This is a genomic window from Marinobacter litoralis, from assembly GCF_003336705.1.
Lineage (GTDB): Bacteria > Pseudomonadota > Gammaproteobacteria > Pseudomonadales > Oleiphilaceae > Marinobacter > Marinobacter litoralis.
In genome coordinates, this window is record NZ_QMDL01000003.1 from 727,622 (window position 1) to 740,181 (window position 12,560).

A 12,560-nucleotide genomic window follows, 5' to 3' on the forward strand; every position below is an offset into this window, starting at 1 on the left:
GTTTACTGAGGCTGGTCCGGCACTTCCCGGATGCGGCCTTGATCATCAATCGCCACGTAGACAAACAGCCCTTCGGTAACCTTTCGGGGAGTCTTGGCGAAGCGGTCCAGCATCCAGACTTCCACATTGATTTTCATTGAGCTTCGGCCAATGTCCACCAGTTCACAGTAGCAACTGACCTGGGAACCCACGCGCAGCGGTGATAAAAATTCCATCCGATCCATGGCGACCGTGGCGCTGCGGCCACGGGAAATGCGTCCTGCCATAGTGGCGGCGGCGATATCCATCTGCTTAACCAGCCAACCGGCAAACACGTCGCCGTTAGCGTTGGTGTCGGAAGGAAGTGGCACTACCTGAAGGGTCAGTTCGCCGCGAGGGTTCGGTCTGTCATCATCAAACGCTGTCATTGGTTAGCCTGTTACTGCTGATGTTGTGAGTTGTTTTGCAAGCATGGTAGCGCCGTGGCGGCGCTCTGCAAGCAAATTCGACTAATGATGGTCATAGTGCGCCGCAATGTTTATGAAAAGCTGTAACAAAGTTGTCACAGAGTCCCTTTAGGATGCACTTATCGAAGAAAGAGAAACGTAAACAGCGTCCACTTATATTGGAGATAACTACGTGATGAAACTGAAAACAGCTCTGACGTCTGTTGCTTTGGCAGGAAGCCTTGCCGCTGTGTCGGTGCCGGCCATGGCCCGCGATACCGTGAACATTGTCGGGTCGTCTACGGTCTACCCGTTTGCGACCGTAGTGGCCGAACGTTTTGGTCGCAATACCGATTTCCCAACCCCGAAACTTGAGTCCACCGGTTCCGGTGGTGGTTTGAAACTGTTCTGTGCGGGTATCGGTACTCAGCACCCGGACATCACGAACGCCTCTCGTCGCATGAAGAAGAGCGAGTTCGAGATGTGTCAGGACAACGGTGTTAAAGACATCACCGAAGTGAAAATCGGCGCCGATGGCATTGTGATTGCCAACTCCAAAGAAGCTGAGCCGATGGATCTGAGCCTGCGTCAGGTGTTCCTCGCCCTGGCGAAAGAAGTGCCTGATCCGAAAGGCGGCGACAAGTTGGTAGCCAACCCCTACCAGAAGTGGAGCGATATCGATTCCAGCCTGCCGAACAAAGAAATCAGCGTAATGGGCCCGCCTCCGACGTCTGGCACCCGTGATGCATTCGTTGAAATCGCTATGGAAGGTGGCTGTAAGACCTTTGATTTCATCAAGGCGATGGGCAAGAAAGAGATGCGCAGCGTGTGCCACAGCATGCGTGAAGACGGCTTGTTTGTAGAGGCGGGTGAAAACGACAACCTGATCGTTCAGCGTCTGGCTCAGGATAAAGACACTTTGGGGATCTTCGGCTACAGTTTCCTGATGGAAAATGCCAGCCAGATTCAGCCAGCTACGATTAACGGCGTTGAGCCGACACCCGACAGCATTGCCGATGAAGACTACCCGGTCGCCCGGTCGCTGTTCTTCTACATCAAAAGTGCGCACGTCAGTGTGATCCCGGGTATCAAGGAATACGCCGAAGCGTTCACCAGTGAAAGTGCCTGGGGTGACAACGGTTATCTGGTGGATGTTGGCCTGATTCCGAACCCGCGGAACGTGCGTATGGAAGTGGCCAAAAAGGTACGCAACCTGACGCCTATGACCGGTAACGAACTCTGAGCATCGCTCAGAATCATCAAGGAAGATGAGAGAATGCGAACCGAAAGGTTCGCGTTCTTTTTGTTGTGTCTGCCAGACGTTAATTATTCATCTAACACAGAGAACTCTATGCAAACGGCCAATCTATTGCCCCTGATTCTGGTGATTGCCGTCATAGCCTATGGACTGGCGTACATGCGGTCGCGAACGGTTGCCGGCCCCTTGGGTGGTATCCGTAACCTCAAGGCATTGCCCTTTTATTACGCAGCACGTGCAGCGTTGTGGTGTGCCATTCCTGCCTTGATCGTTTTGACCGCTTGGGCGGTGTTTGAAGGCAAGGTGATTCAAAACTTAGTGGTGAGTTCGCTGCCAGCAGAGCTGTTGCCGAAATCTGCGGGCGAAGCCAGCTTGCTGATGTCGCAAATCAACAATGTTGCGGCGGGTAAGCTGAACCCGGCTTTTGTCCCGGCAGAGGTGGTGGGAGCTGCCGATAAACTGGGTGCATTGAAAGCCCAGAGCAGCCAATTCAAGACGGTTCTGGTGGTTCTGATTGCCGTGCTCGGTGCGGCTTTCGCATGGAGCCGGGTGCAGCCCCAGATCAACGCCCGCGAGAACGTCGAGTGCACGCTTCGATGGATCTTCTTTGCTTGCGCGGCGATGGCGGTACTGACGACGGTGGGCATCGTATTTTCCGTTATTTTCGAAACCGTCCGCTTTTTCGGCAAGGTACCGATTAGCGAATTCCTGTTTGGTACGTCCTGGAGCCCGCAAACGGCGCTTCGAGCCGATCAGGTGGGCTCGGACGGAGCGTTTGGCATCATCCCTCTGTTTACCGGCACCTTGCTGATTTCGGCCATCGCCCTGCTGGTGGCGGTGCCTACTGGTTTGTTGTCTGCGGTCTACTTATCTGAATATGCCTCGAAATCAGCCCGATCCGTTATTAAACCGTTATTGGAAATGCTGGCGGGTGTGCCGACCGTCGTTTACGGCTTTTTTGCCGCCTTAACCGTTGCCCCGTTTATCCGGGATCTGGCTGAAATGGTCGGCCTTGAAGCGTCGTCCCAGAGTGCTCTGGCAGCGGGTTTGGTGATGGGCATCATGATCATCCCGTTTGTGTCATCGCTGTCGGATGACGTGATCAACGCGGTGCCGCGCACTCTGCGGGATGGCTCTCTGGCACTGGGCGCTACCCAGTCTGAAACCATGAAGAATGTGATTTTCCCAGCGGCCTTGCCCGGCATCATGGGCGGTATCTTGCTGGCGGCGTCCCGCGCCATTGGTGAAACCATGATTGTTGTTATGGCAGCGGGCCTTGCGGCCAACCTGACCGCGAACCCATTGGAGTCGGTGACCACGGTCACGGTTCAAATCGTTACGCTGCTCACCGGTGACCAGGAATTCGACAGTGCCAAGACCCTCGCGGCTTTCGCCTTGGGCATGATGCTGTTCATCTTGACCCTGGCCCTCAACGTGATTGCCCTGAAAGTGGTTCGCAAATATAGGGAACAATATGACTAATCAACGCACCCAGGCGGAAATTGTTCGCCAGTCGCTGAAGCGACGCTACCGCAAGGAGCGCAGGTTCCGGCTCTATGGCATGACCGCGATTGCGGTTGCGCTGTTGTCTTTGGTGGTGCTGTTCACCGATATCATTGGCAAGGGCTACACCGGTTTCATCAAAACAACGATGACGCTGGAGGTGGTGCTGGATGGTGAGCAGATGTATCTGGAAGATCCAACGGATAAAGACCAGATCTCTATGGCGGATTTTCAGGCGCCGATCATTGCGGCCCTGCAGCGCTATTTCCCAGAGGCGCAGTCCAGAAAGGACGTTCGTGAGCTGAGCCGTTTATCGGGCAACTACGCGAGCAATCAGATCCGTGATTTGCTGCAAGCCCAGCCGGAATTGTTGGGCTCCACTCAGACTCTGGAGTTTCTGGTACACGATACCGTGTCGGTGTACGTCAAACATGCCGACAACCCGGCCTACAGCATTCGTTTGTCTGAGCAGCAGCAGCGCTGGGTGGATGAACTGGTCGAACAAGGCGTGGTTACAACCAGCTTCAATGATGTGTTTTTCAGCCGCGGAGATTCCCGGGAGCCGTCCAACGCGGGGATTCTGGGGGCCATTGTGGGCTCGCTGCTGACCATGCTGGTTACGCTGGTGATCGCATTCCCGACCGGCGTGGCCGCAGCGGTGTATCTGGAAGAGTTTGCTCCGCAAAACAAACTGACCGATTTCATCGAGGTGAACATCAACAACCTGGCCGCGGTGCCGTCGATCATTTTCGGCCTGCTCGGGCTGGCCGTGTTTATCGGTGTGTTCGGCATGCCCCGGTCGGTGCCGGTGTTGGGTGGTTTGGTGTTGGCGTTGATGACCCTGCCGACCATCATCATTTCCAGCCGGGCGGCCATCAAAAGTGTTCCGCCGTCCATTCGTGAGGCTGCGGAAGGCATTGGTGCCTCCAAAATGCAGGTGGTTCTGCATCACGTCATTCCGCTGGCGATGCCCGGCATGATGACCGGCTCCATTATTGGTATGGCGCAGGCGTTAGGTGAGACAGCGCCATTGCTGTTGATCGGGATGGTGGCGTTTATCGTCGAGGTACCGGAAGGCTTCTTCAGCTCCGCCACCGTGCTACCGGTGCAGATTTATCAGTGGGCCAGCAGTGCCGAGCAGGGGTTCGTTGAACTGGCCTCCGCCGGCATCATGATTTTGCTGGCTTTCATGATTTCCATGAACGGTTTGGCCATTTGGTTGCGCAAACGTCTAGAGCGCCGGTGGTAAGGAGTACAGCGATGAACAGTATGAATGCAACAGCGATACGTACCGAGAACATGTCCGAAAAGGTGGCTAAGCCCGTGATTAATGAGCAACCGGAAAACGCAGTGATAACCGAAGGCACCACCGTAGGTCAGCCATTTGCCGACGACCCGAAGTTCAAGCTGCGCAACGTAGAAGTGTTTTACGGCGAAAGCCCGGCCATTAAGAACATCAGCCTGGATATAGGCCGCAACGAGGTGATTGCGTTTATCGGGCCGTCCGGCTGCGGTAAATCGACATTCTTGCGGTGCCTGAACCGGATGAACGACAGCATCGACATCTGCCGGGTGAAAGGGTCACTGATGCTGGACGATCAGGATCTCTACGATCCCAAGCGGGATGTGGTGGAGTTGCGGGCCCGAGTGGGCATGGTCTTTCAGAAGCCGAATCCGTTTCCGAAATCCATATACGACAACGTAGCCTACGGCCCACGGATTCACGGCCTCGCGAACCGCAAGTCCGATCTGGACGACATCGTAGAGAACAGCCTGCGCAAAGCCGGGCTTTGGAACGAAGTGAAAGATCGCCTGGACGCCACCGCGACCGGTATGTCGGGTGGCCAGCAACAGCGCTTGTGCATTGCCCGAGCAATTGCGGTGAGCCCGGAAGTGATTCTGATGGATGAACCCTGCTCGGCGCTGGACCCCATTGCGACGGCCAAAGTGGAAGAGTTGATCGCGGAAATGTCGGAAAGCTACACCATCGTCATCGTTACCCACTCGATGCAGCAGGCGGCCCGGGTTTCCGATCGAACGGCCTACTTCCACCTCGGCCATCTGGTGGAAGTGAACGACACCGACAAAGTATTTACCGCCCCTGATCACAAATTGACTGAGTCCTACATTACCGGTCGCTTTGGTTAATCAGGTCTGGAACAGCTGGAGGCAAAAGACATGCCGGATAAAAAAGATCATGTATATGGCGATCACATTTCTGCCAGATTCAACGACGAACTGACCGAACTGAAAACCCAGTTTCTGAACATGGGCGGTATGGTGGAAAGCCAGGTTGAACGGGCGATTGAAGCACTCACCAATAATGACAGTCAGCTGGCAGAAGACGTTCGTCAGAACGATAAAAAAGTTGACCGAATGGAGATGGACCTTGATGAGGAGGCCATTCTGGTGATTGCCCGTCGCCAGCCTGCCGCGCGAGACCTGCGTTTGGTGATCTCGGTGATCAAGATGGTGGCCGACCTTGAGCGGGTGGGCGATGAGGCGAAAAAGATTGCCAAAATGGCGATCAAGCTGTCAGAAGAAGGGCAGGCCCCACAGGGCTATGTGGAAATTCGCCACATCGGCCAGCACGTGCTGAGTATGCTCCACGACGCGTTGGACGCCTTTGCTCGGTTGGATTCCGATCAGGCATTACGTGTTATGAAAGAAGACAAGCAGGTCGATCAGGAGTATCAGGCCGCCGCGCGTGCGTTGCTGACTTTCATGATGGAAGATGCCCGTAACATCTCGCGCTGCATGATGGTGATGTGGGTATTGCGTGCTTTGGAGCGCATTGGCGATCATGCCTGCAACATTGCTGAGCACGTGATTTTCATGGCTAAAGGGGAAGACGTTCGACACTCGCCCATGGAAGATGCTGAGAGGGTGGTTGGGCGCTGAAGTCCGGGGCCGGTTTTGGGCAGGCTTTAGCTGAAGCCAGAAGCAAGTGGGCCGGTGGTGCTGTTCGGGACTATCTTTCGCCAGGGATGGCGAAAGCTAAGCGCGCAGGGATGCCTTGAGCGTGTCCCGAACAGCACCACCGGCCCGCTTGCCTACTCGCAGGTCAGGCCTGCTTCATTTTGTCGGTGTACGGCGGCCAGCCCAGTGGTTTGCCAGCCAGCAGGTGCAGATGGATATGGAACACCGTCTGCCCCGAGTTTTCACCGCAGTTCATAACCACCCGGTAGCCATCTTCAGCAAAGCCCATCTCCTTGGCCAGTTTTGCCGCTACGTAGTAAAGATGCCCCACCACCTCGCGGTCGCCTTCTTCAATGTCGTTGATGGTGGCAATGTGCTTCTTGGGGATGATCAACAGGTGCACCGGCGCTTGCGGGTTAATGTCCTTGAACGCCAGAGTCAGGTCGTCTTCGTAAACGATGTCGGCCGGGATCTCCCGGTTGATGATTTTGGTAAAAAGTGTCTCAGACATAATGGCTCCTTGGTTGTTCTTTGAGTCCGTTGAGTGTCGGTTTAAAGCCAGTTTGGCATAGGTAAACGGTTGGTGATTTCACGAAATATCGCCGGCGGCTGGCTGTCCAGCCCCATGGCATAGCGCGCCACTTTGTTGCGGGCAAAGGGCAGGGCGCGGGCTGCGCCAAGGCCGAGGTTACGGGCCAGATGCAGTGGCGGAATGGTGTTGCTGAACAGGTGGTAGAACAGGTCCATGGCCAGCATCATGCGCCGGTTGGCCGGGCGGCGTTGTTGTTCGTAAAGCCCCAGCCAGTGTGTGCTGGCCAGATCATCTCCGCCGCGGCGCGCTTCTTTTAACAACCCCTGCAAACATTCGGCGTCCTGAAAGCCCAGATTCACCCCTTGGCCAGCTAGCGGATTGATGGTGTGGGCCGCATCGCCGGCGAGCACCACGCGGCCAGAATAATAGTGTTTGGCGTGCTGACGAGCGATGGGGAAACTGCCCCGGTCTTCAATATGGGTCAGTGGCGGCAGCTCTTGTGGAAAAGCTTTCTGGATTTCCGCCATCAAGGCTTCATCACTCAGGCTTTTCAAGCGTGCAATTTCTGCCGGAGAGTCGTACCAAACCAGAGAGCCTCGGCTTTCACCCGGATATTGCGCGCCGGCGCTGTACAGCGGCAAAAAAGCTCGGGGCCCCGAAGGATAAAAGCCCTGCCAGGTGATGTCCTGCACCTCGCCTTGGTAACGCACGGAAATGATCATGGCCTGCTGGCTGTACTGGTCTTTGGTGATGCCGATACCGGCCATGTCCCGTACCCGCGATTGTGCACCGTCGGCTCCAATCACCAAGGCTGCGGCCAACTCTTGGCCATTCTCAAGTGTTACCGTGGCGCTGGCCTCGTTTTGGGTAATGCGGGAAACACCGTGGCCTGCCAGTATAGAAACGGTTGGTTCGGCTTCTGCCGCCTGCCATAAACCTTTCTGGGTCACCGAGTTCTCAACAATGTGGCCTAAATGCGTTGCGTTCAGCCCGTCGGCATTGAATTCCACGTGGTTGGCCGCTCTTGGCAATAGTTTGCTGAGCGGATGCGGTGCCTCGTCCCAAACGGCGAGGCGGCGGTAGGGTGTGGTGCGCATCGCCAAAATAGGATCCCAGGCGCCAAGGCTTTGCAAATAGGCTTCGCTTCCGGCACTTAAAGCCGAAACGCGAATGTCCGGCGCTGCGTTCGAGTCGAACGTCGGAGCCGGAGCACGGTCTACCATGGCCACATTGAAGCCTTCGCGGCCCAGACCGGTGGCGAGGGCGGCGCCGACCATGCCGGCACCGACGATCACAATATCAAAAGCTTGAGTCATATCGGGTTCCTGTCTGTTGCCCACAGTTTACGCGAAGGCAAAGAACAGACAAGCGATGGAACGCAATAGACGCCTTTGGTTGAAGGCAGCGGTCAGCCGGTCATGCTGGTTGCCCGCTGGCGTGAAGGTTCGGAGGATTGCTGGCGGCCCTTGAGCATCCACGCCGGCTTTTGGGTGCCCGGTTTTTTGAAGCCGCGCGTCAGCACTAAAGGCTGCACGAGGCTCAAAAAGTCTCGGGTCTTCATGTGGATGGTCTCGGTATGGCTGCCGGCCGCGAACGCCAAGTCTTCTTGTTCGGTCAGTGCCTCGGCGCAGTAAACGGTCATGTCGAAAAGGTTGCCGAACGGCGGCATGGCACCGACTTCACAGTCGGGAAATCGATCTTGAAAGGCCTGCTCATCGGCGAGATCCACGAAGTCCGTATCGAGAATCCTGGACAGGCTGTCCCAGCGAATGCGCCAGGTGGCAGGCATCACCAGCATGGCCATTTTGCCATCGAGTTCCAGAATGACGGTTTTGGCCACTTTGTCACCGGCAATCTGAACGTGGTGTGCAAGTTCCTGTGCGGTGAAGGCGGGAGGGTGGTTAAGGCACATGTATTCCGTGCCGGATTGATCCAGGAAATCTTTAAGCTGCTGTACTGGCATAAATACAACCTCCTGACAGTACGGACAGGGTTGTAGAGCCTTCCGAAAAAAAAATCCCGGGCCGGCTCCGGTAGCAGGCGGAGCATTATTCGCCCGCCTTACCGACAGCTTAGCCCAGGATTTTCGGTTTGCGAATAACCGGTTCTGCCTGTGTGACAGGGTTCCGGTTAGTCGGCTTTGATCATGTGCACATCGCGCTGTGGGAACGGAATAGAGATGCCTTCCGCATCAAACGCTTTCTTCACACGTTCCTGCATGTCCCAGTTGAACGGCCACAGGTCACCGGCTTTGGTCCAGGCGCGCACAGTGAGGTTTACTGAGCTGTCGCCGAGACTGCCAACTACAACCATCGGCGCCGGATCTTTCAGGGCGCGCTCGTCTTCTTGGATCAGGCGCAGGACAACCGCTTTGGCTTTGTCGATATCGTCGCCATAGCCGATGCCGAAGGACATGTCGCAACGACGGGTCTCGTAAACGCTCATGTTGGTCAGGCTGGCATTGGAGAGCTGGCCGTTCGGGATAACAACACGACGGTTATCGAAGGTGTCGATAATGGTGTAGAGGATGGTGATTTCACGAACAGAGCCAAGGAAGCCTTGAGCTTCGATAGCGTCGCCCACTTTGAAAGGCTTGAAAATCAGGATCAGGACACCACCGGCGAAGTTTGCCAGGCTACCTTGCAAGGCAAGACCCACGGCCAGGCCGGCGGCACCGATAATGGCAACGAAAGAGGTGGTGGCAATGCCAACCATCGAGGCGACGGAGATCAGCAATAGGATCTTGAGAATAGCGCCGATCAGTGCGCACAGGAATTTGTTCAGAGTCGGGTCTTTTTGGCCCAGTTTTTTGTCCAAAACAGCGACAAAACGATTGATCAGCCACAGGCCAACAATGAGGGTAATGACGGCAAGAAGTACTTTGGGGGCGTAGGCCATGACCATTGCCATGCCTTGCTCCAATAATTCGGACGCTTTGCCGCTATCGCTGAATAGTTCTTCCATAGAAACGCTCCTTGGTGTTTTTGAGTGCTCGTGCAAACACGGTAACTTACTGTCTTATAGGAATTAACCTGCTCCAGTATAGGCACGTATCCTAGAGTCAGCGAACCGCGTGATGCAAATTAGGCTTCGCTGGGGCGGTCATTGTGATGGGTTCGGGCGTACTCGATGATTTCTCTGGGGCCGCCACGTACCAGTATCCGGCCTTGTTTTTGGCTGAGCTGGTAGTCGTACATGGGGTCGTAATAGTCCTGGAGCAGGTTCTGGATCCAGCGGTTGTGAGCTTCAACAGAACCTCTTTCCTGTTGCTCCAACGCCTGCTCCATCTGATCGCGTAATAGTTGATGCCGCTCACCACCCAAACGTTTGCGAATGCGATCCAAAGCACTGAGCAGGTATTCCCGAAAGTTGAGCCAACCGGCTTCTTCGCCATCGCGCGCGATGTAATCAGCCAGCATGTTTTCCACATAATCAGCCCGAATGATGGCAATGCGCTCCTCCATGGGCTGTTCCAGAATCAGCAAGCCCGATTCGCTCATTCGTGCCCGTAGGCGCTCAGGCATGGCACAGCGGCCAATCAGGCGGCTTTCGTCTTCAAGGTAGATGGTGCCGCCTACTTGGTGGTGGGCTTTCAGCATCGCTACTGCCAGACCGTTTTCGAAGTCGATCTGGGAAGGTTGTGGGCTGACCTGGCGGCCAAAGCTTGAGCCTCGATGATTGGCAAGCCCCTCAAGGTCCACAGGATTAGGAAGGCTTAACAATACCCGGGTTTTGCCGGTGCCGGTGCGGCCGCTGAGCACCTGAAAATCTTGTTTTTCGATGAGCGCATCGAGGCTATCGATCAGAAACCGGCGCAGCGCTTTGTAACCGCCTTTGATAAGCGGGTAATCGATACCGGAATCTTTGATCCACTGTTGAGTCAGTCTGGAGCGCAGGCCGCCGCGGAAGCAAAACAGGTAGCCGTTCGGGTGCTGAGTGGTAAAGCGCTTCCAGGCTTCAATTCTTTGAGCTTTGATGTCGCCTGAAACGAGTTGATGGCCGAGCTCGATGGCTTTGTCCTGTCCCTTTTCCTTGTAGCAGATGCCGATGCGATGGCGCTCTTCGTCATTCATCAGAGGCGCGTTGACGGCAGTTGGGAAGCTGCCTTTGTCATACTCAATCGGTGCGCGCACGTCCATTAGCGGCACATCGTTCAGGAACAGGTTCAGGTAATCATCGGTATCGGGTCTACTGGCCATGTCCTCGGGTCACTGTGGTTTTGAGTGAGCCGGAAGTATACCGGACTGCCATTATCGCGGCATCATGGCTAAGGGTACAATGTCGTCTGTTAATGCACCTGACAGGACCGATGATGACGCCAGAACACCTCAATCAGCACCTTCGTAAGACGCTAAGCCGGGGCCGCGTGGCTGAGTCAGCGCCCGCGGGTTGTCCGAACATGCCGCTTTATTTGTTTGACCCCTCAGTTCTGGAAGGCCCGCTGAGCCATGATGAAGCGCAGGCGGTGGTTGCGGAGCCTGCTTACTGGTCATTTTGCTGGGCTAGTGGCCAGGTCCTTGCGCAGTGGATTCTGGATCACCCTGAACTGGTTGAAGGCAAAACGGTGCTGGATTTCGGTTCCGGGTCCGGTGTGGTAGCGGTGGCCTCGGCCCGAGCGGGCGCGGCACGCTCAATTGCCTGTGACATTGACCCGGCAGCGTTGGATGCCGCCGCAGCAAATGCCAAGCTCAACGGTGTTGAGGTGGAGTTGTGTGACGATTGGGCGAACCGACCCAAGGATCTCGATCTGGTAACGGCCGCCGATGTGCTCTACGACCCGGAAAATCGACCGTTGTTGGCAGCCTTTCAACGTGCGGCCGAGCAGGTGCTATTGGCGGATTCCAGGGTTAAAGATCTTGGAAATAAGGCTTATAGGCTTCAAGGCACCGTCGAGGCGAGGACCTGGCCCGATCTGAATGAGTTCGAAGAGTTTAATAAGGTTCGAATATATCTGGCAGAAGGCGGGTGGTAGCAAGCGGGAAGGAAAAAAATAAAGGGCGACTCGGGAGCCGCCCTTCACAGGTACTGAACCGCCATCCTGAGCAGTTCACAGTCGGAACAAATAGCGCGTCCTTGCGCGGTGAGCAACAGCCATGTTGCTGGATCCTTTGCCTTTCCCTGGTGCCGGCGTCCGAGCCGGCAATCCAATTCAGTTTCCCTTAAGCGAGGCGTCCATGTGTCCTTGCCTCTCCCCTCAATCCTTGTGGGGGTGCGTCCAATGCGTCGTCCATTTCCCTGTCATCCCTGACGAGAAACACTATACCAAGGCTTCTGTTGCAAACCTGTGACCTCGGCACGAAAAGTTGGATCTGTTTTGAATGATTTCGGAAATAATTACGTTAAATTAATGGGTTATGTGTATTTTGATGTGCCAGGTGATGAGCTGCCCACGCAATGAAGCCGAAAGTTCCTACGGACTTGTGAGATATATCGCACAAGGTCGCAGGAGGTTTTCTTACGTGCTTGTCCCGATGCGCCGAACGCCCGGCCAAGGCAGCATGCCGACAGCAATGCCAAGCGCGTCGGCCGCGACATCGGCCAGAGAGAAATCCCTGTAGGGCAACGTAGCCTGAATGGCTTCAAGAGCAAAGCCAAACCCTAACAGTGCCGGCGCAAACCAGTAAAAACCGAGGCGCGGCCATGCAAGGCGAGTGACAATGGTCAACTCGGCGAAAGCGATCAAATGATTGATCTTGTCGTTGGTAGAGGACGGAATGGGGTAACTCTGGCTGGTGGTTGCCAAATATAAGATAGCCGCAAGGGATAGAAACAGCACCGCTTGCCAGAGTCGGGTCATGTGCAAGAGTGAATAAAGAGCTTGTCGAAAACGACGCATAGAAAATCCGGGTGTAGTTGCGGGCTGTGGGATTGAACGTGACATGATATGCTTTGCGCCCCGTTATTGTCATGGCAGCGGAGGACC

At 55.5% G+C, this 12,560-nt stretch carries 13 protein-coding genes; 6 read left to right on the forward strand and 7 right to left on the reverse strand.

Going from position 1 to position 12,560, the window contains the following annotated elements; translation table 11 throughout:
- Nucleotides 1-2: 2 nt before the first annotated feature.
- On the reverse strand, nt 3-407 hold the full coding sequence (locus DOQ08_RS12970) for an acyl-CoA thioesterase (RefSeq protein ID WP_114335372.1): 405 nt from the start codon (nt 405-407) through the stop codon (nt 3-5).
- Nucleotides 408-618: 211 nt separating this feature from the next.
- Here DOQ08_RS12970 and DOQ08_RS12975 point away from each other — a divergent pair, with 211 nt between their 5' ends.
- The 5 genes from DOQ08_RS12975 (at nt 619) to phoU (ending at nt 6,087) form a co-directional block, all read left to right on the forward strand.
- The gene (locus DOQ08_RS12975) at nt 619-1,668 is read left to right on the forward strand and encodes a substrate-binding domain-containing protein (protein WP_114335373.1); all 1,050 of its coding nucleotides are present in this window, start codon (nt 619-621) and stop codon (nt 1,666-1,668) included.
- Between the two features lie 108 nt (nt 1,669-1,776).
- On the forward strand, nt 1,777-3,165 hold the full coding sequence (pstC, locus tag DOQ08_RS12980) for a phosphate ABC transporter permease subunit PstC (protein WP_114335374.1): 1,389 nt from the start codon (nt 1,777-1,779) through the stop codon (nt 3,163-3,165).
- Entirely contained in the window at nt 3,158-4,435 is a 1,278-nt protein-coding gene (gene pstA / locus DOQ08_RS12985) for a phosphate ABC transporter permease PstA (RefSeq protein ID WP_114335375.1), read from the forward strand. The genes pstC and pstA overlap by 8 nt, the downstream gene beginning before the upstream one ends.
- Before the next feature lie 11 nt (nt 4,436-4,446).
- Nucleotides 4,447-5,334: a phosphate ABC transporter ATP-binding protein PstB gene (gene pstB / locus DOQ08_RS12990; RefSeq protein ID WP_406565365.1), complete on the forward strand. Its 888-nt coding sequence runs from the start codon at nt 4,447-4,449 to the stop codon at nt 5,332-5,334.
- A gap of 30 nt (nt 5,335-5,364) precedes the next feature.
- On the forward strand, nt 5,365-6,087 hold the full coding sequence (gene phoU / locus DOQ08_RS12995; RefSeq protein WP_114335376.1) for a phosphate signaling complex protein PhoU: 723 nt from the start codon (nt 5,365-5,367) through the stop codon (nt 6,085-6,087).
- A 163-nt stretch (nt 6,088-6,250) separates the two neighbouring features.
- Here the strand turns inward: phoU and DOQ08_RS13000 are convergent, their stop codons facing one another.
- The 5 genes from DOQ08_RS13000 to mnmH form a co-directional block, all read right to left on the reverse strand.
- Nucleotides 6,251-6,616: a histidine triad nucleotide-binding protein gene (locus tag DOQ08_RS13000; RefSeq protein ID WP_114335377.1), complete on the reverse strand. Its 366-nt coding sequence runs from the start codon at nt 6,614-6,616 to the stop codon at nt 6,251-6,253.
- A gap of 41 nt (nt 6,617-6,657) precedes the next feature.
- Nucleotides 6,658-7,953, reverse strand: a complete 1,296-nt coding sequence (locus tag DOQ08_RS13005) for an FAD-dependent monooxygenase (protein ID WP_114335378.1) — start codon at nt 7,951-7,953, stop codon at nt 6,658-6,660.
- Nucleotides 7,954-8,045: 92 nt separating this feature from the next.
- Nucleotides 8,046-8,600: an aminoacyl-tRNA deacylase gene (locus tag DOQ08_RS13010; RefSeq protein ID WP_114335379.1), complete on the reverse strand. Its 555-nt coding sequence runs from the start codon at nt 8,598-8,600 to the stop codon at nt 8,046-8,048.
- A gap of 167 nt (nt 8,601-8,767) precedes the next feature.
- Nucleotides 8,768-9,601, reverse strand: coding sequence for a mechanosensitive ion channel family protein (locus DOQ08_RS13015; RefSeq protein ID WP_114335380.1), 834 nt, complete (start codon nt 9,599-9,601; stop codon nt 8,768-8,770).
- A 119-nt stretch (nt 9,602-9,720) separates the two neighbouring features.
- Nucleotides 9,721-10,836 (reverse strand): tRNA 2-selenouridine(34) synthase MnmH, encoded by a 1,116-nt coding sequence (gene mnmH, locus DOQ08_RS13020; RefSeq protein WP_114335381.1) that lies wholly within the window; start codon nt 10,834-10,836, stop codon nt 9,721-9,723.
- Between the two features lie 113 nt (nt 10,837-10,949).
- Here mnmH and DOQ08_RS13025 point away from each other — a divergent pair, with 113 nt between their 5' ends.
- A complete protein-coding gene (locus DOQ08_RS13025; protein WP_114335382.1) occupies nt 10,950-11,609 on the forward strand; it encodes a class I SAM-dependent methyltransferase in 660 nt (219 codons plus the stop codon).
- Between the two features lie 483 nt (nt 11,610-12,092).
- Here the strand turns inward: DOQ08_RS13025 and DOQ08_RS13030 are convergent, their stop codons facing one another.
- Nucleotides 12,093-12,473, reverse strand: coding sequence for a VanZ family protein (locus tag DOQ08_RS13030; RefSeq protein ID WP_114335383.1), 381 nt, complete (start codon nt 12,471-12,473; stop codon nt 12,093-12,095).
- Nucleotides 12,474-12,560: the final 87 nt, after the last annotated feature.